Here is a 21,274-nt window from a genome sequence, read left to right on the forward strand (position 1 = left end):
TTTCTAATCCTTGTCTGCTAAATTTGATGCCATCGATTCGAGATTTGAATACGGCATCAAATTTAGCGTGGGTTATCCTTGACATTATTTCTACTAAGCTGAGGTGAGTGCTATTTAGATAGTAAGGCTAAAAACTCTGCTTTTTCATCTTCTGGCATGTCAGTTAATGGCACACGAACTGAGCCAACATCCATACTGCCTTTTAAGCAGCCCGCTTTGGCTTTTTGGTTGTAGTTGCCAGATTCCATAGAATGAATAGCAGGATAAATCTCACTCATGATTTGCTTGGCTTTATCCCAGTCCCCTTGCTGAGTGGCATTAAATAATGAAACTTGCTCTGCTGGGAAAACGTTGGCTGCGCCTGCAATCCAGCTTTTTGCACCCCAAAAGAAGAAATCAACCGGCTGATCATCACAGCCACAAACCACCTCAAAGTCATCAAAATTAGCTTGCAGCATGCGTAGCGCATGACTAAAGTCGCCGCTGCTTTCTTTTACACCGACGATGTTAGGATGCTGAGCTAGATGAGCAACAGTGTCAAATTCGATGGCAACGCCAACACGATCAGGAAAGTTGTACATAATAATCGGCAGCTCACTAGCATCCGCAACTTTTTCAAAATGCGCGATGATGCCATCTTGCTCAGGTAAGCTATAAGGGGTGGCAGACAGCATAAGGCCGTCATAACCTAGTGCTTTGGCTTGTGCGGCAAGCTCAATAGAGTGATCAGTCGATAAGCTGTTGATACCAGCAATCAGAGTGACTTTATTTTCAGCGCCTTTATTTTTTGCGGCTTCGGCGATAGTGGTTAATACGAGCTCGCGCTCTGCCGCCGAAAACGTATAGTACTCACCTGTAGTACCGCAAGCGACGATACCGGCTACGCCTTTTTCGATAAAGGCTTCGACCAGTGTCGTTAATTTTTGCGCATCAATGTCACCGTTATTGTCAAAAGGGGTGACGATTGGGACTAAAATTCCATTTATGTTCATGAGACTATCCTTATTGAGGTTGATATTGTTGGTGGTTTAATGGGTAATGATTCAATGATGAATCGGTTGATTTTTGCTTGGTTCATAAATTTTTAATAAGCTGCTTATTTAAAGCGGGCCAGTTGATACGGTTTTGGATCGATAGTATGGTCTTCATCAAAATAGTATTCGGCAATCATTTGCGCACTAACGACAGCTTGCGTTAAACCTAAATGCTGATGCCCAAAGCTTAAAAATACACGCTCGATTTTGTCGATGACTGGTAAGGAGTCTGCGGTCGATGGACGAAACCCCATCCATGACAAGCTATCGCTAGCATCTAACGGCGCTTTTAACATAGGCTGCGCTTGTTGTAATAGCATATGTGCACGCTGCATATTGGCAGGCGCGTCCAGTCCTGCGTACTCCACCGTACCCGCCAAACGTAGGCCGTCTTGCATCGGGGTCATGACAAAGCGCCGATCCAAACTCGATACAGGAATCTGTAAGCGCGCGCTTTCATGAGGTAGCATTAAGTGGTAACCACGTTCGGTATCTAAAGGGATGTTGACGCCCGTTAATTGCTTGGCCAAGGCTTTAGAGTGAGCGCCTGCTGCTAGCAGCACTTTGGACGCTGTCATGTCACCTTGACTGGTGGTCAAATGAATACCATCTGCATCATTGGTCGCTGCAAGGACGCGACAATGTTCAATGACATGACCGCCCAATTGTCTAAAGGTATCGTGAAGCTGATTAATAACGGCTTTTAAATTGGTGATATGTCCTGTATTTGGGAAAAATAACGCTGCTAACTGGTTGTCTTGTAAGGCAGGCTCACGCTCTAATAGCGCTTCTTCGCTCAGCAGCTCATTGCTCACATCAATGTCATTGAGACGCTTACCGTGTGCTGTTAGTAGCTCAAGACTACTAGGCTTTTCAACCGTTAATAACGAACCCTTTACTTGTATCCAATCACCCAATTGCCACTGATCAGCAAAACCTTGCCATGCTTGCAGGCTGTTTTTATTTAAGCTTAACAACGCTTGATGAATCCGCTCAAATGGCTCAGGGCGCATATTCATGAGCAATTGCATTGCCCAAGGCATCAAGCGTGGCAGATAGCGCCAGTCTATGCGCAGCGGTCCAGTCGGATTCAATAACATGGCGGGTACATGACGAAGCATGCTGGCATCAGCAATGGGGAATACTTGCTCGGTAGCGATATGACCGGCGTTACCTAATGATGCACCTTGACCCACTTCATTGGCGTCCAGCAGTGCGACCTTTACGCCTCGCGCTTGCAACGTCACCGCAGCCGCTAGGCCGATAATGCCGCCACCAATGATATGTAAGTCGACGTTTGAGGTAGTCATAATTTTTCTCGTTTACGTTCTGCCGATTAAGCACTCTTGATAGTGTTTACGCGTTTATCAATACATATGTCATTTCATAAATTAGGCCACTTAATAAATCAAGTCATTTCATAAACAATGCTACGACCTTATTAAGACGGGATGCCCCATTTAAAAGGATCGTTTTCTTGCACAATGAGTGTGGTCTCGGCACAAACATAAGCATGACCACGAATCGTTGGGATGATCGTGTGCTCAGGGTAGGTTGTAGACTCTGTATTGTTGAGATCAGTGGCATGCTGATAGCTGCCAGTAAATACGCTGCCGACTATGCCTTGTTGCTGCCAGAGTTGTTCAGGCGCTAGACGGTTGTCGGCCGCTAAGCAGGCAAGTTTGGCACTGGTGCCCGTACCACAAGGAGAGCGATCGTAAGCTGAACCTGGACACAAAACGAAGTTTTTACTATCGACTTGGTCATCATCGCTATCGGCAAATAACTCGATGTGGTCAATCTCGCCGCCGTTTTCGCCAGTGATATTAGCAGCGACCAATGCTTGCTTAATTTGCATGGTTATTTGAGTCAATTTTTCGACATTATTTGCTTGAATGTCTTGTCCATGCTCGCTGACTAAAAAAAACCAATTGCCACCCCAAGCGATGTCGCCACGGATAACCCCTAATTCAGAAACGTGAACGTCAACTTGCTTTTTATAACGGTAAGAAGGGACGTTTTGTACACTACAGCTACCATCATCATGTAAGGTTGCTTTAACCAGACCGACGGGAGTCTCTAGCCAGTGCACGCCTGCCGATATCTTTCGTTGATAAGCCAATGAGACGATAACGCCAATCGTGCCATGTCCGCACATGCCCAAATAACCAGCATTGTTAAAGAAAATAACGCCCGCTGTGGCTTTAGGATTGGTAGCAGGGAAGAGTAACGCACCGACAAGGACATCATTGCCGCGTGGCTCTAGGATGATACTTTGGCGCAGATGATCGAAGTTTCGTTTGAAGTATTGCAGTTTATCTTGAAGAGTGTCGCCGACGAGTTCAGGAAAGCCGTCATAGACCATACGAGTGGGTTCACCGCCCGTATGCGAGTCAATAATTTTAAAATTAAATAATATAGAAGACATGACCGACGCCCTAATTCATCCGTGAAAAAGTTATATTCCGTTTTTATGTACTAGACCTAATGGTTTTAATTTAACAGCCAATAGTTGGTCGTTATTTGCTGAGGTCTGTATATAGAGTGGACTTTTTTACAGAGAGCGTCTTGCTGTTTTTTCATGGATAAATGCGTATTTCTGCATAGTGGCTCGGTGTACACTAGAGAAGTCTTTGCCTAAAAATTGGTAATAATAGATATACGCGACATAGCCTGCGAGTTACGGATGTTTGGCTGAATGTAAAATTGATATGATAAGGATGAGATGCGATGACTGAGGTAATAACAGAGGTAATAGAAGACACAGCGCTTGCTATGCTTACCACGTCATTGCAGCAGAATATGACGGTCTATCGTCCTGACAGTAGTGAAGATTTTATCGGTAATGTCTCATTATTACTGCCGCTGCTGAATACTTTGACCAATGTGGTATTTTTTGTGAAAGATGAGCAGGCGCGTTATCAGCTGGCAAACAAAACCTTGTTAAAACGCTGTCAGTTGAGTCAGCACGAAGATATCGTAGGGTTTACCACAGAAGAGGTGTTTTCTCATCGACAGAGTAGGGATTATATTTTGCAAGATATGAAGGTATTGCGAGAGGGGAAGTCTATCGTTGATAACTTAGAGCTGCACAGTTATGCGTCTGGTCAGTTAGGATGGTGTATTACCAATAAATTGCCTATCTATAATAAGAGCCAACAAGTGGTCGCCATGGTTGGGATTTCAGTCGATATTGATGAAGATAACGAGCGCGTTTTACGTAAACACGCGCGCTTGGCAGAAGTTGCTCAGTTTGTACGAGCGCATCTTGATCAAAAAATAAATATCGCCCAATTGGCTGACTTGGCTAATTTGAGCGTATCGCAGCTAGAGCGCACCTTTAAGGCCGTACTGAATATGTCGCCATTACAGTTTGTGCAAAAGCTGCGCTTGGAGTATGCGGTGAAGTTATTGGCTAGTCATGAGGTGTCAGTGACTCAGATATCGTTGAACTGCGGCTACAGCGATCACAGTGCTTTTAGCCGTCAGTTCAAACAATTCACGGGTTTGTCGCCCAGCCAATTTCGCCAAACGCATTTATCATAAAAAAATCAAATCAATACCCAACCACTGCCGCATCGACGATACGTGGATCAGAAGAACCGTAAACACCATTTGGAGTCAACATAATCGACTGAGTCGAACCCATGGCTGCTTTTGGACTGACCGTATGACCCATTGATTCAAGCTTTTTAACTGTATCAACATTCAGTGCCTTTTCCACTCGAATTTCATCAGGCAGCCATTGATCATGAATGCGCGGTGCATGTGTGGCCTCAGCGATATTCATATCATGATCGATGACGTTTGAGATAATCTGAGTGACAGTGGTGATGATGCGACTACCACCGGGGCTACCCGTGACGATATAAGGTTTATTGTCTTTAAAGACTAGCGTTGGGCTCATCGAAGATAGCGGGCGCTTATTGGCTTCAACGGCATTTGCTTCACCGCCTAATAAGCCATAACCATTCGGCACACCGGGCTTGGCAGAGAAATCATCCATTTCATTATTGAGCAATATCCCCGTACCTTCAGCGACGAGACCTGTGCCATAAGAGAAGTTGAGTGTATAAGTATTGGCTATCGCATTGCCGTCTTTATCAACGATAGAGAAGTGCGTGGTCTGATCGCTCTCGTAGGGCAGAGGGTTGTTGGCTTTGATGGTAGATGCTGGTGTGGCCTTGTCTGGATTGATTAAGGTGCGCAGTTTATCCGCATAAGCCTCTGAGGTTAAGCCGCTGGCAGGCACATCGATAAAGTCAGAATCACCTAAATACTCTGCGCGATCCGCATAAGCCAACTGCATGGCTTCCGCCATTAGGTGAATGGTTTGCGCGCTGTTTTGACCGTAGTCTTTTAAAGGGTAGCCTTCTAAGATATTTAAGATTTGCACGATATGGATACCACCAGAAGACGGTGGCGGCATCGAGACAATCTCATAACCACGATAGTTGCCTTTAACTGGCTCGCGAGCGATGGCTTCATAGTTGGCTAAATCGCTTAAGCTCATGCTACCGCCAGCCTCATTGACCGCTTTGACCAACTTACTCGCGGTTTCCCCTTTATAAAATCCATCTGCGCCTTTTGCAGCAATAAGCTTAAGTGATTTTGCCAGTTCAGGCTGCTTTAAGCGCTCACCTGGTTGATAGGCGCTACCGTCAGGTTTAAAGAATATCTTTTTGGTGCTTGGCCATTTTTGTAAACGATCGCTCAAGGCGGTGAGCGACTCGGACAAGCCAGCCGTGACTTCTATACCGTCCTCAGCCAGTGCAATCGCAGGTGCCATCACTTGCCCGCGACTCATGGTGCCGTGATCTTCTAACGCTTTAAGCAATCCTGCGACCGTCCCTGGCACACCGATGGCTAAACCATGATAACGAGACAAGTCGCTGACTGCATTACCATCTTCATCAAGATACATATCACGCGAGGCGCTACTCGGCGCTTTTTCACGGTAATCGAGAGCCACTGTTTTGCCTTGCTTGGCATCATAAATCATCATAAAACCACCACCGCCGATATTCCCAGCACGCGGCAAAGTCACTGCTAAGGCAAAGCCAACCGCGACCCCAGCATCAACCGCATTACCGCCGTCTTTTAAAATCTTGAGTCCAATATTAGAGGCGAGCGCTTCTTGGGTGGCGACCATACCGTTCTTTGCCCAAACCGGATGATGAATCGCATCTTCAGAATAGATGGCTTGATCGGCATTGGCGTTGTTAATCGTGGAGGTAAGCGTGTTGGTTTTGGCTCGTGTAACACGTTTGGTTTCAGACAACACAGTAGGATTATCAGCCATAATAGCGAGATTGATGGCGCTGGTATTAATAGATGTTGGGTTGATGGTAGTTGATTGATTGGTGGTTGGTTCAGCCGCATGAGCAGATAGCGATACTAAAAACGTACTGCTGATTAATAGAATAGCGGTTTTGATTTTTGCTCTGTTTTTAAGGTTATTTTGAGAAGCGTTAATTCCATCTTTTGATATTGGATTTTGCATTGTAAATTCCTTTTTGAGCAAGTGATGACACGTTTGGTCTGTAAAAATAAGACTGTAAAAATAAAGAGGCTTGAATGTTAAGGCGTGTCCTAATTGACATAATGATTAGTGCCACGTTTTTTAGATAAACAGTCCTATCAAAAATGCTGAAAATTTTTAAGAAATAGGTTCTAATCTTACTAAATTGTAACGCATTGTGATATAAATAATAGTGCTAGAATTTATTCATTATTGTCTGTCTATTTATAAGAAGAAATTACTATGTCATCCAACCATACTCATAAACGCGACCAACAGCGTCACTCTGGCATGGCTCATCATCAGTCATCTGCCCATAACCCTAACAATCATAACAAGCATTCATATCAGTCGCGCAAATTAACTTCTATTGCAGGCTGCGCATTACTGCTTGGCAGTGCATTTGGGTTGGCAGGCTGTCAATCAAGCCCAGCGGTATCATCGTCTACGGCATCAAAAAGTATGATTGATTTTAGTACCGCTGATAGCGCGCAGAGCCAAGCACAAGGACGCGCGTTTAATGCCAGCCTTACTACCAAATCTGAGCGTTATCAACAATTATTTGACCAAGAAAAATATCCCAATACTGACAATCAAGCCAAATCACATTTACTGGCGGCTATTCGTCAGCATCTAGCAACAGAACATGTGGCAGTCGCGCAAGCCAATTATCAAGCCGCACCTTTTATTGATCCAGATAGCATTGATGCAGGCTCTAGTAGCTTACTTAGAACGATTATAGAAGCCTATGCTTATGAGCCTGACAGCGATTATGGTGAAAGTAACTATGATGACAGTAACTATAATGAAAGTGATCATGAGGACAGGCAAACTGAGGCTATGGCAGAGTTAGCAGTGGTAAGTATAGAGTCGAACAAATGCAATAAAAATGATGACGATGATGCTTATGAAGTCTGTGTTGTAGAGGATATTAACTACGATGAAGACGGCTATGATCAAGACGGTTACAACGAACATGGCTACAATCGAGAGGGTTACGACAGAGATGGCTATAATGAATATGGCAATGCAGAGGGTGGCATTCTCTCAGGGGTTTCAAACCTAAAGTCTAAAAACCTATTAAAAAACTATGAAGCCATACAAATGGCAAAACAGCAATCAGAGGCTGTAGAAGGTAGCCAATCATCAATGCCATTTACGGGCGTCATTGGCCAAATGCTGAGTATGTTCCATCGCACGCCGGAACAGATAGCCGCGTCAAATGCTTATCAATATCAAAATTTAACGTTTAATAGTGTCAGTCAGTACAAACCTAAACAGCGACAGCTGCAAAGCGTCTATAGCTATGATTATATGACGCCGACGATTGCCTCATCCGTACAGATACCGTTAGCATTCGATTTTAACCATAGTACAGTTACGGTAGACCCATCGGCAATCATGCCTATCGTGGCATTGGTTAATCCTGAAAACACCCCTTTACCTAACCAAATGACCTCGCATACCGTTAGCTTTGGGTTGCCAGAGAGTATTACGACGCAGCTACCGCCAGCAGTTCTGTATGATGCCGCCATCGCTGCCATACAGAGCAGCATGGCAGAGCTTGCGTCCGAGCACTTTAGCGCGGTAGATATTCGCAGTGATGCCTTTGCCAAAGAAGTTGGGGCGAGCCGTGCGGTAAAAGTCTATTTTGGCAGTAAGCAAAGCGGTGAGATGATTGGCAAGACTTTAAAATACATGACAAAGTCGCTACAGGATTATGTTGATGCCAATCCACAGAAATATCCTGATGGCGCTATGCTAAAAACCGCGCTGGCGAAAGTGCAGCTATACAATAAAGGCTACCAAAGTGCGGATGTAGGTTCGCTTTTGCAGCTAATTGAAGCCATTGGTCCGATCTCTTTTAATCAGATAAATTACTATTATTTAGACAGTGCCGATCGCCTGCTTGCCAAGCAGCAGCGGATAAATATCGGTGGCGATTTGATGGGCTCTACGACCAGCGTGCTAAACCAAATACGCTATGATAAAAGCAGCTTTAATAACCATGCACTGACACCTTTATTGGCTGAGTCTTTTGGTGCAAATGCTAAAGCAGCTATCGATGGCAATGCATGGATGGCAGAGCAACGCCAACAAAAAGACAGGCTGCAAGCGGCACGTTATGCTCGCTATGATTATAGTGGTCGCAGTGGTGATTACGATGATGACGACTATGGCAGCGATTATGCGGATGGTGATAGCAGCTATGAGGCAGCAGAATATGACAGTGTTGATCGTCAAGATGATAATGATATCGAAGACGATGCCGCAGATGATGCTGACAACAGGGTAGACGATCAATAACGCTATCTTGTCATGTTCAAGCCAATATTTATTAAGGATAAAAAATGAAAACAGTACATCAAATCATTGCAAATCATCTTCCGTCAGCGAGCACTGAGTCAGTTTTTAATGGCAATCATTTATTTGTTGGTGCATTGGTAACAGGGGCGTTATTATTAACGGGTTGCCAATCTACCAGTCTTGATCAATCTAACGCGATGACTGCCAAGCAAACGCCAGTGGCAGCCAAGACAGCATTGGCAACGGCGTTACAAAAACAGCGCCGCCAGTCTTTTAGCTACTATAGTAATCTTGAAATTAGTAACGAGCAGCAGTTTAGTGATATAAATACTGAAATAAATGCCAAAGCGCCAGTCGCTTCAGGCTATATCGATGAATACTGCGAAGACACACACGATCAAGCATATGCCGCCTTACTTACTCAAGCAGAAGCGCAAAATAAAGATATTTTGGTGGCAGATTATGACGCTGAGCGAACGACGCTGAAAGACCGCTACCTTGAGTGTACAGATGCCTATGAGGCATGGGTAGATAGCAATTATGATAGTGAGATCACTGTGCCAGTGTCTTACCAACAGTTATTTGACAATTATGATGACCGAACGACAGCGCAAGATATCAAAAAGGCAAAGCTGCTAGATGCTTATGTGCTAAAGCCATTGTCTCTCAATGCACAAGGCGTCTATCAGCCAATGGCTGGCAAGGCGACGATGTTGGCGATCGTTCAGTATCACGCGCGCAATCATCAAAGCAGCGTTAATCAGCCTATTTATTTAGATTTGAAAAACGGTAATATTTATCTGTGGGCAGATAATTTTGCGATGTTTAATTCAGAAATGTTAGACGATAAGCTCGGTACAAAATGGCGCAACAAATGGCTAAAGCTAGCCATTAATGATGGCACCTTACCCAAAGGCTTTGGCAGTGAGCTGATTAAAAGTCATTTTGCAGCGTTAGATGCCACATTTGATGCGGCACCTGTTAGCCAGTTTGATTATGTTGCCCCTAATACGCTAGCTTCGATCTCTCCCAAGTTACCCGCGCATCAGCTACCAGCAATGCTGGCAAGTAACCAAGTTATTCGCCGTGTACAAAATGCTGAGAGTTATGAGCAGTTTTATCAAGACTACATGCGCATCGTCTACGAGCGAATCAGTCAGCGATATCCAGAGCTGGTCAAAGAAAGCGAATCTGACGAAGTAAGCAATACAAATATGGATAAATTTACCAGTAAAGCATTAGTACAGCAAATCTTAGCAATGATGAAAAGTAGTATCGATAGTGGCAGTGAGACAATAGAGGAAACAACAGCAGAGGCAGAAGAAAAGACGGCAGAAGACGCAATGCTAGTGAAAGCAGAGACGCAGCAGTTGTATGGATTTGATAAGCGTGGTCAGCTCAAATGGCAGCATCTGCGTAGTGAGCTTCCGAGCGAGACTGCTTCCAATAAAAACATGGTCATAGATGTTTTGCAGCAGTATTCTGCTATAAGCGCTACAGACATGGCATTTCCGAACTTACCAAGTAATATGCAAGTGCCCAATGCCAGTAATAGTATTGATATGCGCGAGTATGGTAGCGAGTTGATGCAGTATTATCGTGATGGCAATGGTACTGCGATAGGAAAGATGATGTTTAGTGTCATGCCGATGGCTAAAGAGAAGTTCGGGACGATTGATTAAATAAAATTAAATCAGACTAAATCTACGACATTGAGGACGAGATAGTGAATTTTGTGACCATTGATGTTGAAACTGCAAACAGCGACGTAGGGTCTATTTGTCAAATAGGCTTGGCTAAATATTTGAACGGTAAGTTAATTGATACCTACTGTACGTTAGTATGTCCTCAGACTTCTTTTAGTCGTCAAAATATAGAAGTGCATGGTATTACCAGTAATATGGTAAAAGATGCGCCGTCTATGTATGACATTTATGGGCAAATATTAAAATTTGTCGGTGAAAATGTTGTCGTTAGCTATACTGACTTTGATCAAAGGGCGTTGACAAAAAGTCTAGAGCTTCACAAATTACCAATACCAGAGCTACAGTGGGTCGATGCCACGGTGTTGGTACGTAAGACGTGTCAGCGTTTTGCGGTCAAAGGTTATAATCTGGCGAATGTCTGTAGAGAATGGAGTTATCAGTTTGACCATCATGACGCGCTAGAAGATGCTAAAGCGTGTGGCTTTATAGTTGTAACCATTCTTAGAGAAAATGGTTTATCAATTCATGATTGGGTAGAAGATAGTAAATACAGTCGCAATTATCCTCAGCAACAACGTGCAAATAGTAGAAACTACCCCAGTAATATCACAAAAGTTGGAGATGAGTCTGGGCAATATGCCGGACTCAATATTTGCTTTACAGGTAACCTTAGTATCAGTCGAGGAGATATTGCTGAGATAGCAGCTAAAAATGGTTTTAATGTCAAAGCGGGTGCTTCGAAGAAATTAGATTATCTCGTGGTTGGTGCTCAAGATTTAACGTTGCTTGCTGGTCATGAAAAAAGCAGTAAGCATCGCAAAGTAGAAGAACTGATTCAGAGTGGTTTAGATATCAAAATTCTTGAAGAAAGCGCCTTCTTACAGTTAATTAAAATATCAAAGTAATGTAAGACTGATTATGAACACATAAAAAAGCGCACCGTTTATACGATGCGCTTTTTTATGTGTTCATAATCAGTCTTATAGAACATTCAGCATGAATGCAAAATAGCCTATTAATGACGAATTACATGCCTTGATGTGGTTTGCCATGCATTTTACCGTGCTCTGAGCCTTTATGACCTTTCGCCATTTTTTCAGCTTTTAATGTAGCAAGTTTGGCGCGTTGCTCAGCGGTCAATACCTGAGAGATAGCATGTTGAGTCTGTACGCGCTCAATAAAGCGTTGCTTGGTTTTAGCCGCTTGTTGGTCAGCTAAGCGGTTGACTGCTGCTGTATTTAGAGTGTTGGCATTGGTCAATGCTTGCATTTGTTGATGCATCTGCGCCCGTTCTGCTTTGTTTTTTGTGCGGTCAGCTTTACGGTCACCGTGTTGTGCTTGCATGATGGCTTTGATTTGCGCTTGTTGCGTTGCTGTTAGATCTAGCTGCGACATTGGACCTCTCATGCCGCCTTTTTTCATGCCATCTTTATGCTGCATTTTACTGGTCGTTAGTGTGGTATCAGTAGTCGCATTAACACTGGTACAAGCCGTTACGGTGAAAATGCTAGACATTGCTAATACTGAGCCCATTAATAATTTTTTCATCATCATTACCTTAATTTATGGTGCATACGTTATTGGTTGCGAAAAAGTCAGTTTTTATCTGATCAGCTTATGAATGGCAAGTGTCCCGGATAGCCACTATCCATCCCTGCTTATTGTCAGTATTTGTCGCTGATAGACGCTATATTACGACAGTTAAAGGTTACGAACATTTATGAAGTATTAAGAAAGGTAACGTTTATAGCGAATCGATAAGCAATTGACTGATAATATGGCTAATAAAGCGATCCAACGCTCAAGGAGAAAGATGTGCCACACATATTACTAGGTGATGATGACGAAGAGTTGACCCAGTTATTACAAGAATACTTGCACAATCATGGGGTGACATGCGACTGCGTTCACGATGGCGAGGCTGTCATACAAAAACTCAAAACCGTGAGCAATAATGTGCTTAATGGCACTGCTGCTTATGACTTGCTGGTGCTAGATATTATGATGCCAAAAATCGATGGATTGAGTGTCTTGCGTCAATTGCCCAATATCAGTGATATCCCTGTCATTATGCTGACGGCAAAAGGGGAGGAGATTGATCGTATTATTGGTCTGGAGCTTGGCGCTGATGATTATATTACCAAACCCTGCAATCCTCGAGAGCTGCTGGCACGTATCAATGCCGTCATCAAGCGCACCAATGCGGCGGCATCAGAGCATACGCCGTTACCAGAGAGTCGTTTGCATCTGGATCAAAACCAGCGGCTTTGTCAGATAGATGGCATAGAGCTACAAGTTACTGGCACAGAATTTGATTTGTTGGTTGCGCTACTGAAACAAAAAGGCGAGGTGGTAAGCAAAGCGTGGCTGTCAGAGCATGTCTTACAACGCGAATTACAGCCGTTCGATCGTAGCCTTGATGTGCATGTCTCGCGACTGCGCAAAAAACTCCAACCTTTTCACGAAGAGCCGATCAAGGCGGTTCGTGGTAAAGGTTATCAGCTGGTGTTGTAATGACGGAATCATCGATGAAGCCTCCAATATTTAAGATACGTATGACCCTGTTTTGGCGTCTGTTTTTAAGCTTATTAGTGACGATTCTGATAACCTCAGTTTTATCTATTATGGTGGAACGTTGGCTGGTCGAAAAAGCACTAACTGCTCGTATGGATGTGCAAATTGATAGCTTGTTGGTTAAGCGCCAAGAAATGACTGAGGCGCTACAAGTGGGTGATTTAACCACTGTCAGGGAGATGTACCGTCAAGATCGGCGGCTTATGAATCAGATCAGAGTCTATGATGAGCAAGGTGCCATTATATTTCCACGTTATCGTGATAGAGATGGGCGTAGGCAAAAACCTATGAATAGCGATCGACAGGTCATGGGGTATTCATCAATGCTACCAATACAGTCAATGCCTAATGCAGATAATAAAAAACCTGATAATAAAATGTCTGGTAATCACGATGATAGAGTATCAAATAATGAACCGTCACTTTTAAATCATATCCTGTCACCGATGACCCTGAATCGCGCGAAGATGGCTGATCCTGATAGTCGTCCTGAACTGGCGGACATGACAGTCGTCTTACCAGATGAGCAGGCTGTGATCATACAATTGCGTCCGCATCTACGATTTTCAGACGTCGTAGCGCTGCAACGTGGCAATTTTCCCATACGTTTACTGTTGATTATTATCTTTAGCGTCTTGGTTTGTGTTTGGCTGAGTCGTACATTGACCCAGCGTATTCGCCTTGTGCAAAACACCGTACATCGTATGATTGACGGCGACTATCAAGCCCATCCAAATCTATCAAAAATGGGCGATGATGAATTGGGTTTGCTGGCTAAAGATGTGGCCAAACTCTCAACGCGGTTGGCTGAGAGTGAGCTGGCACGCAAACAGATGCTCAGTGATATCTCGCACGAGCTACGATCGCCATTGGCGCGTCTTGACGTTGCGACTGAGCTGACTCGTGACTTTGCACCGAATGCCAGTCGTTACCTAGACCGTATCGATAAAGAGTCGGCGCGGATGAATGAGTTGATTGAGCAAATCATTCATATTCAATCTCTACAAATGCAGCAATATACGATCGATAATATAGAAAACGAAGCGGTTGATCTCTCTGATATTATCAGTGAAATTGGTCAAGACGTTTGCTTTGAGTTTCAGCATAAAAACGTGCGCTGGCAATGGCAGCCGAGTCATACACGCGTGACAGATTCTTTATCAACGGCTTACTCAGCCACTCCTTGGACTGTGCTTGGTAACCAAGAGCAGCTACATAGCGCGCTTGAAAATGTCATCCGTAATGCTTTTATGCATACTGCCTCTGATTCAACAGTGATTGCTGATATTAAAGAAGTGGAGATGGAGGATAAGAAACCTGCGATTCAAATTAGCATAATAGACGAGGGCGGCGGCGTCGCGGATAAAGATGTAGAGCGTATTTTTCAGCCCTTTGTACGGCTTGATTCGGCTCGTCATCGTGAAACAGGTGGCTATGGTTTGGGATTGGCAATTGTCCATGCGGTTGTGATGGCGCATAAAGGTCAGATTCATGTCTACAATCGCCAAGATGGCTTACAAGGGCTGGTGGTGCAGATAATTTTGCCTAGCAGATAAGAATATAAATGGTTAAGAAACATTTTATGGGAAATTTATGTGCTTATCATGTGTTTACAATACAAATAAGCGCATATCCTACCTATACTAAAAGCTAAATTTTTTCAAAAAATGGTCCTAATTTAATGTGAATACTCAAAAATTAAAAGTTTATATTCGTTTTTATGAATATAACCGACAAATGGTAATAAATGCCAGACGGACGACATTGTCACTCTCTATATATTCGGTAATACTAATATATAGAGAGTGCTAAAGATTTTACGAGACAAAACGTATTATTCCTTAAACATTCATACAAATAGTTTTCTAAAAAAGCTTCGTGATTATCAGTTTATATCCCGTTTTATTTTGTGATATCGACTCTCTGCGACATAGATTTTATCTCTGATTTTTTAAATCTGACAAGTCTGTAAGGGAGTACATATCATGAACCGCATCTATAAAGTCATCTGGAATGAAGCCTTAAATTGCTTTACCGCAGTCGGTGAATATGCAAAGGGGCGTGGCAAATCTTCCAAATCTAGTGTTAGCTCTAACACTGCTATCAACACAACATCTAACCTATCTACAATCAAGACATTACGATTAAGTGCCATAGGCCTTGGACTATTGGCTGCTGGTTTTGGTATGCAGACGAATGCTACGGGTACAGAAAATCACCATGATGGCGATTATACTCATAGCCATGGCAGTCACGGCGTACATGCCCATACCTCTGGTAACAATAGCCACAACAATAACTCTGATCAAAACAATCCTGAAGGTTCAATAACACTAAACTTCGAAGGTGATAATCCTACAACTATCACACGCAGTAATGGCGAGACACTTAATATTTTAGGTGGTGCAACTGGACCACTGACGGATGGTAATATAGGTGTATTCGGTATTGGTAACACCTTAACTATCCAGTTAGCTGAAAACATCGATCTTGGTGCTGATGGCAGCCTCAAAACTGGTGATACTTTGCTCGATAGCTCTGGGGTCAAGATCACGGCTATCAATGCAGCCAATAACGTTACGCTTAGTAATAACGGTCTTAATAATGGTGGCAATCAAATTACAAACGTCGCCAGTGGTGTTGGTAATAATAGCAATGCTGCAAACATCGGTGATCTGAACAATGCAGTCGCAGCTAACAAAACCAAGTACTATAGTGTCAATTCAACAGCTACTGGTAATGCCAATAACGATGGCGCAACCGGACCAAATGCTATGGCTATGGGCGGTAATGCTAGTGCTACTGGTGGACAAGCCATTGCAATTGGTAGCGGTCAAAGTGGACAGCACACGACTGCAAGTGGACAACAGTCTATCGCGATTGGTGCAAACGTTGTATCGAAAGGACATTCATCTATTGCTATAGGCGGTGATGATTTAGATGCTGCCTCAAAAGCAAATATCAATGGTACCTCAGCCTTTACTATCAATGGTGGCGATGTTAATGCTACCTTCGTTTCCTATACGGGTCGAGATCTTGTTGAGACACCTCCTTATATGGTGAACACCGATTCAGGTGGTGCCGCTTCCATAGCCATTGGAGTAAAATCGCTATCTGAAGGCGCACTATCTACCGCTATTGGCGTACAGTCCTCTTCATCTGGTGTTGCGTCTTCTGCCTTTGGTATAGGTGCCTCAGCAAGTGAAAAAGGATCAGTCGCACTTGGTGCGGGTGCCCAGTCTAATACTCAAGAGGGAGTGGCTCTAGGGTCACAATCTGTTGCGAATGTTGCAGGTGGTGCAATTGGCTTTGCTCCCACAAGTGCCAGTATCGCAGACAAAGCAGCTATCACAGCCACTAACAGTACCAGCCTTGGTGCAGTCTCTATAGGTAATGCCAAAGACGGTACTCGTCAGATTGTCAATGTCGCTGCAGGTATAAATAACAGCGATGCAGTGAACGTATCTCAGCTAAAAGCATTAGACACTATCGTTGCTGATATTGATTTTCCTATCCGCTCCAGCAGTTCACAGCCATACACCACGTCAGTAACAGGGACTAACGCTCTTGCTGTTGGCTCGAATGCCAATGCAAACGGTAATAATTCAACCGTTGTTGGAGAGAATGCATTTGGGAACTCAAATTCAACCGTCATCGGTGAAGGCGCAAGATCTTCATTCAACGGCTTTGCTGGTGGTCAAGATGCAAAAGCAGGTGTTAATTCAATTGCGATAGGTCAAAGAGCCACAAACGGAACCAGCGCAAGTCGTGCGGTTGCGATAGGCTACGAAGCCAAAGCAACTGCCAATGACACCGTTGCACTTGGTCTTGATGCGCAAGCTCAGGCTGTAGGTGGTGTTGCGCTAGGTAAAGGTTCTAGAGCAAATGTTTTAAACAGTGTCGCTTTAGGTCAAAACTCTGTTGCAACAGTACAAAGTGGTGCTTCTTTCTTAACCAACGTTGCTGCTGATGCAAATAATGGCACAGTCTCGGTAGGAGCTGTTGGAAGCGAACGTCGTATCGTTAACGTTGCAGGTGGCTCAGCAGATACTGATGCAGTGAATGTATCTCAGCTAAAAGCTGTCACAGACATTGCAAATGAGGGCTGGAACATCAGTGCACAAGGTAACAGTGCTACTGCAAGCAATGTAGGACCTGGCGATTCAGTTGACTTCAATAGTAAAAATAACAACATCACTGTCTCTAAAGACTCAACGAGCAATGATGTGTCATTTGAGCTCAATAATAACCTCGATCTAGGTAATAACGGCAGCGTCAGCATAGGCAATATCTTTGGTGGCACTCAAGTCAATCGCTTGGGCATGGTTACAGGTGGTCTGGCAATGGGTGGCGTCACTACAGTCAGTGGCGCTGGTGTGACCGTAACAGGTATAAACCCTTTTAATCCGTCTAATGCCACGTTGACCAGTGATGGTCTAACCATTCTGAATGGTCCAAGCATGACCAGATCTGGTGGTATCAATGCTGGCAATAAAAAGATCACAAACGTCAAAGCTGGTACAACTACCACTGACGCGGTGAACTATGGTCAGCTAGAAAGTGTATCAAACGTGTCTGACAGCGCTATGCAGACGGTTATCACTCAAATAAATGGCAATGAGGTTAAAACACTGGATAAAACGAACAATACGGCCAACTTCCTCACAGGAGACAACATCGTTCTTAGTGCTGAAGATGGTGGTATTAAAGTGGCGACAGCAGAGAATGTTACCTTTACCAGTGTCACCGCAGGGGATACCTTGTTGAACACAGGTGGCGTCAGCTTCTTGGGTAGCAATACGGTTAGACTAAGCAGCATGGGTCTCAACAATGGCGGCAACAGAATCACTGAAGTAGCTGATGCTACTGAATTAGATGACGCCGTCAACCTCAGTCAGCTAAATGGTGTGACAGACACGGCTAATAGAGGCTGGGATATCAGTGCACAAGGTAACAGTGCTACTGCAAGCAATGTTGGACCTGGTGAAGCAGTTGACTTCAATAGCAAAAACAGCAACATCATCGTCTCTAAAGACTCAACGAGTAATGATGTCTCATTCGAACTCAACAACGATCTTGATCTAGGCAATAACGGCAGCGTCAGCACAGGTAATATCTTTGGTGGCACTCAAGTTAATCGTTTGGGCATAGTCACTGGTGGTCTGGCAATGGGCGGTGTGACTACGGTCAGCGGCATTGGTGTGACAGTAACAGGTACAAACCCACTGTCTAATGCAACGTTGACCAGTGACGGTCTAAGCATGGTCAATGGCCCCAGTATCACTAAGTCTAATGGTATCAACGCTGGTAATAAGAAAGTGACAAACGTCAAGGCGGGTGTCTTAGATAAAGACGCGGTCAATGTTGGTCAGCTCAACAGTTCAGCTGCCGCTGCTAAAACAGAAGTCGCCGCAGGTACTAACGTGGCTGATGTTGTGAAATCTACGGGTCAGAACGGTCAAGACGTCTATACCGTCAATGCAGATGGTGTCACCGCTTCAGCAGGCTCTTCTGCCGTCACGGTCACAGCAGGTGACAAAGACGAGTTGACCAACATGACCGACTATGCCGTTGACTTAAGTGAAACTAGCAAAGCCAGCTTGGTAAAAGCTGATAGCGCTATGCAGACGGTTATCACTCAAATAAATGGCAATGAGGTTAAAACACTGGATAAAACGGACAATACGGCTAACTTCCTCACAGGAGACAACATCGTTCTTAGTGCTGAAGATGGTGGTATTAAAGTGGCGACAGCAGAGAATGTTACCTTTACCAGTGTCACCGCAGGGGATACCTTGTTGAACACAGGTGGCGTCAGCTTCTTGGGTGGCAGTACGGTTAGACTAAGCAGCATGGGTCTTAATAATGGTGGCAATAGAATCACTGAGGTGAATGATGGGGAGGCAGATACGGATGCCGTCAATGTTAGACAGTTAAATGCAACCAATAGCACCGTTGACTTGGGACTGAACTTCACAGGAGATGATACTGCCGCTATCGTCAATCGCAAATTAGGTCAAACCTTAACAATCCAAGGAGGCGCGACAGAGTTAACTGATAACAACATCGGTGTAATCGCTGATGAAGACGGCAATCTAAATGTTAGATTGGCTGAAGATGTGGTGCTTGGTACAAACGGTAGTGTGAGAATGGAAAACACAGTTCTCAACAATGCAGGCATCACCATTACTGATGGCCCTAAACAGACCGTTACGTTAAGCAACGAAGGTCTGGATAATGGTAATAATAGAATTATCAAGGTTGGTGAAGGGATTGCCCCAAGTGATGCTGTCAACTTTGCACAGCTTACAACCACTAATAACGAGATTGCTAAAGGTATCAGAATTGGTGACGGCAATAGTGCCAATGATCAGCAATTTGCATTAGGCGATACGATCAATGTGACCGGTGATAGAAACCTTACTACGGTTGCTTCGGCGACTGGTGTTCAGGTGAAACTCAATAACCAATTGGATCTGGGAGATGATGGTAGTATACAAATAGGCAATAGCATCATGAGTAATGCAGGCTTTACCTTCGTTGATAATGGCTTTGGTAGAATGCTCTCACAGGCATCACAGGTCTCATTGACTAGCCGTGGTCTAGATAATGGTGGCAACACAATTACGAATATTGGTGCAGGTACACTGGACAGTGATGCGGTCAACGTTGGTCAATTAAAAGAAGTGGCAATCGCATTAGACCAAGGCTGGGGAATTACCGCTCAAGGTGATATTGCTACAATGGTCAAGCAAGGAGATGCGCTCGATTTAAACAGCACAGATGGCAACATCAAAGTCTCTAGAACATTAGTCAACAATGTAGTGACTACTGATGCGAATGCTCGCGTACAAGCATCGGCCATACCTGCTGGTGTCAATGATATCAGCTTTGATTTAAACCCAGATATAACTCTGAATAGTGTAACTACCGGTGATACCACCATCAATGATAACGGCCTCACCATTACAGGCGGCCCTAGTGTCACCAAAAGTGGCATCAATGCCGCTGGAAACAAGGTCACTAATATCCAAAATGGTGAGGTTACTGTAGGCAGTCAAGACGCCATTAACGGCAGTCAATTGTATGCCCAAGGCAGCGGTATCAGTAGTATTATCGGTGGCGCCACTGTTTACAATGCTGCTGATGGTACTTTCACCAATAGCAATATCGGTGGGACAGGTGAGGGTAGTATCGACGGTGCCATTGCGTCTATCCGGCAGGGTACTATCGAAATCAATGAAACCGTACAGATCAATACCACCGCGATTTCAACGAATACCAGCAATATTGCGACCAATACAACCAACATCGCCACTAATGCGACCAATATTGCGACCAACACCAGTAATATCACGACTAATACGACAAATATTCAGTCCAATACGGATAAAATTGATGCGGGTCTTAATTTCGGTGCTGACAATGGTGCTGATATCAACAAGCCAGTCGGAGATGATAGTGTTCTAAGCTTCACAGGTGGTAATAACATCACCACAACAGCAGAGGGCAGTAGCATCAAGTTTGATCTCAACGGCAACATCAACGTTGATAGTGTCACGACTGGCACGACAGTCATCAATAGTAATGGTATCAGTATGCAAGGCGGCCCAAGTATGACCGCTCAAGGAATAAATGCAGGCAGTCAACGTATCACTGGTGTCGCTGATGGTATCGAGGCAACCGATGCCGTCAACTACAGTCAGCTCAGTGCACTTGATAGTCGACTCAATAGTAATATGAATGACCTTGGCTACAGAATCGATGAAGTGGAAGACGATGCAAATGCAGGTATCTCAGCTGCAATGGCAATGTCTGCACTACCTCAGGCCTACATCGCAGGTAAGTCACTGATCGGTGGTGGTGTCAGTACCTATAACGGCGAAAGCGCTGTAGCCATTGGCTTCTCTAAACTCTCTAACGACGGTCGCTGGGTTATCAAAGTGAACGGTACGGCAGATACTCAAGGCAATGTAGGCGGCGCAGTAGGTGCAGGTTTCCATTTTGACTAAAGAGGCTGCTCAATTATAAATTTTGATGAGATAAAAAAAGCAAGACATCAGATGTCTTGTTTTTTTATGGATGAAAAATAAATATTTAATGCAATGAAGATAATAATCGTATAAATCTTG

At 44.1% G+C, this 21,274-nt stretch carries 12 protein-coding genes; 7 read left to right on the plus strand and 5 right to left on the minus strand.

The features are described from left to right. Nucleotides 1–110: 110 nt before the first annotated feature. The 3 genes from dapA to AAEY72_RS06660 form a co-directional block, all read right to left on the minus strand. Nucleotides 111–992 carry a 4-hydroxy-tetrahydrodipicolinate synthase gene (gene dapA / locus AAEY72_RS06650; RefSeq protein WP_352309950.1) on the minus strand — a complete coding sequence of 294 codons (882 nt, stop codon included), beginning with the start codon at nucleotides 990–992 and terminating at the stop codon, nucleotides 111–113. A 104-nt stretch (nucleotides 993–1,096) separates the two neighbouring features. Continuing rightward, nucleotides 1,097–2,344 carry an NAD(P)/FAD-dependent oxidoreductase gene (locus AAEY72_RS06655; RefSeq protein WP_352309951.1) on the minus strand — a complete coding sequence of 416 codons (1,248 nt, stop codon included), beginning with the start codon at nucleotides 2,342–2,344 and terminating at the stop codon, nucleotides 1,097–1,099. 131 nt (nucleotides 2,345–2,475) lie between these two features. Continuing rightward, nucleotides 2,476–3,462, minus strand: coding sequence for a proline racemase family protein (locus AAEY72_RS06660; RefSeq protein WP_352309952.1), 987 nt, complete (start codon nucleotides 3,460–3,462; stop codon nucleotides 2,476–2,478). 302 nt (nucleotides 3,463–3,764) lie between these two features. Between AAEY72_RS06660 and AAEY72_RS06665 the strand changes: the two genes are divergently transcribed. Continuing rightward, entirely contained in the window at nucleotides 3,765–4,580 is an 816-nt protein-coding gene (locus tag AAEY72_RS06665; protein WP_352309953.1) for an AraC family transcriptional regulator, read from the plus strand. 10 nt (nucleotides 4,581–4,590) lie between these two features. Here the strand turns inward: AAEY72_RS06665 and ggt are convergent, their stop codons facing one another. After that, complete coding sequence (gene ggt / locus AAEY72_RS06670; protein WP_352309954.1) at nucleotides 4,591–6,537, minus strand: gamma-glutamyltransferase; 1,947 nt, start codon at nucleotides 6,535–6,537, stop codon at nucleotides 4,591–4,593. Nucleotides 6,538–6,798: 261 nt separating this feature from the next. Here ggt and AAEY72_RS06675 point away from each other — a divergent pair, with 261 nt between their 5' ends. Genes AAEY72_RS06675 through AAEY72_RS06685 form a run of 3 tightly spaced genes read left to right on the plus strand, consistent with a single transcriptional unit; the run spans nucleotide 6,799 to nucleotide 11,473 of the window. Beyond that, nucleotides 6,799–8,862 carry a hypothetical protein gene (locus AAEY72_RS06675; RefSeq protein WP_352309956.1) on the plus strand — a complete coding sequence of 688 codons (2,064 nt, stop codon included), beginning with the start codon at nucleotides 6,799–6,801 and terminating at the stop codon, nucleotides 8,860–8,862. 44 nt (nucleotides 8,863–8,906) lie between these two features. Then, the gene (locus tag AAEY72_RS06680) at nucleotides 8,907–10,544 is read left to right on the plus strand and encodes a hypothetical protein (RefSeq protein ID WP_352309957.1); all 1,638 of its coding nucleotides are present in this window, start codon (nucleotides 8,907–8,909) and stop codon (nucleotides 10,542–10,544) included. 44 nt (nucleotides 10,545–10,588) lie between these two features. Beyond that, a complete protein-coding gene (locus AAEY72_RS06685; protein WP_240216012.1) occupies nucleotides 10,589–11,473 on the plus strand; it encodes an exonuclease domain-containing protein in 885 nt (294 codons plus the stop codon). A 121-nt stretch (nucleotides 11,474–11,594) separates the two neighbouring features. Here the strand turns inward: AAEY72_RS06685 and AAEY72_RS06690 are convergent, their stop codons facing one another. Further along, on the minus strand, nucleotides 11,595–12,116 hold the full coding sequence (locus AAEY72_RS06690; RefSeq protein ID WP_352309958.1) for a Spy/CpxP family protein refolding chaperone: 522 nt from the start codon (nucleotides 12,114–12,116) through the stop codon (nucleotides 11,595–11,597). A 267-nt stretch (nucleotides 12,117–12,383) separates the two neighbouring features. Here AAEY72_RS06690 and AAEY72_RS06695 point away from each other — a divergent pair, with 267 nt between their 5' ends. The 3 genes from AAEY72_RS06695 (at nucleotide 12,384) to AAEY72_RS06705 (ending at nucleotide 21,154) form a co-directional block, all read left to right on the plus strand. Further along, entirely contained in the window at nucleotides 12,384–13,082 is a 699-nt protein-coding gene (locus AAEY72_RS06695) for a response regulator transcription factor (RefSeq protein WP_352309959.1), read from the plus strand. A 14-nt stretch (nucleotides 13,083–13,096) separates the two neighbouring features. Then, nucleotides 13,097–14,698: a sensor histidine kinase gene (locus tag AAEY72_RS06700; RefSeq protein WP_352309960.1), complete on the plus strand. Its 1,602-nt coding sequence runs from the start codon at nucleotides 13,097–13,099 to the stop codon at nucleotides 14,696–14,698. A 429-nt stretch (nucleotides 14,699–15,127) separates the two neighbouring features. Further along, the gene (locus tag AAEY72_RS06705) at nucleotides 15,128–21,154 is read left to right on the plus strand and encodes an ESPR-type extended signal peptide-containing protein (RefSeq protein ID WP_352309961.1); all 6,027 of its coding nucleotides are present in this window, start codon (nucleotides 15,128–15,130) and stop codon (nucleotides 21,152–21,154) included. Nucleotides 21,155–21,274: the final 120 nt, after the last annotated feature.

It is taken from the genome of Psychrobacter sp. W2-37-MNA-CIBAN-0211 (assembly GCF_040309405.1).
Classification (GTDB): Bacteria; Pseudomonadota; Gammaproteobacteria; order Pseudomonadales; family Moraxellaceae; genus Psychrobacter; species Psychrobacter glaciei.

What these genes read in the sequence shown, in the direction of transcription:
- dapA (WP_352309950.1), bottom strand. Translation starts at nt 992, where the DNA reads ATGAACATAAATGGAATTTTAGTCCCAATCGTCACCCCTTTTGACAAT.
- AAEY72_RS06655 (WP_352309951.1), bottom strand. Translation starts at nt 2,344, where the DNA reads ATGACTACCTCAAACGTCGACTTACATATCATTGGTGGCGGCATTATC.
- AAEY72_RS06660 (WP_352309952.1), bottom strand. Translation starts at nt 3,462, where the DNA reads ATGTCTTCTATATTATTTAATTTTAAAATTATTGACTCGCATACGGGC.
- AAEY72_RS06665 (WP_352309953.1), top strand. Translation starts at nt 3,765, where the DNA reads ATGACTGAGGTAATAACAGAGGTAATAGAAGACACAGCGCTTGCTATG.
- ggt (WP_352309954.1), bottom strand. Translation starts at nt 6,537, where the DNA reads ATGCAAAATCCAATATCAAAAGATGGAATTAACGCTTCTCAAAATAAC.
- AAEY72_RS06675 (WP_352309956.1), top strand. Translation starts at nt 6,799, where the DNA reads ATGTCATCCAACCATACTCATAAACGCGACCAACAGCGTCACTCTGGC.
- AAEY72_RS06680 (WP_352309957.1), top strand. Translation starts at nt 8,907, where the DNA reads ATGAAAACAGTACATCAAATCATTGCAAATCATCTTCCGTCAGCGAGC.
- AAEY72_RS06690 (WP_352309958.1), bottom strand. Translation starts at nt 12,116, where the DNA reads ATGAAAAAATTATTAATGGGCTCAGTATTAGCAATGTCTAGCATTTTC.
- AAEY72_RS06700 (WP_352309960.1), top strand. Translation starts at nt 13,097, where the DNA reads ATGAAGCCTCCAATATTTAAGATACGTATGACCCTGTTTTGGCGTCTG.
- AAEY72_RS06705 (WP_352309961.1), top strand. Translation starts at nt 15,128, where the DNA reads ATGAACCGCATCTATAAAGTCATCTGGAATGAAGCCTTAAATTGCTTT.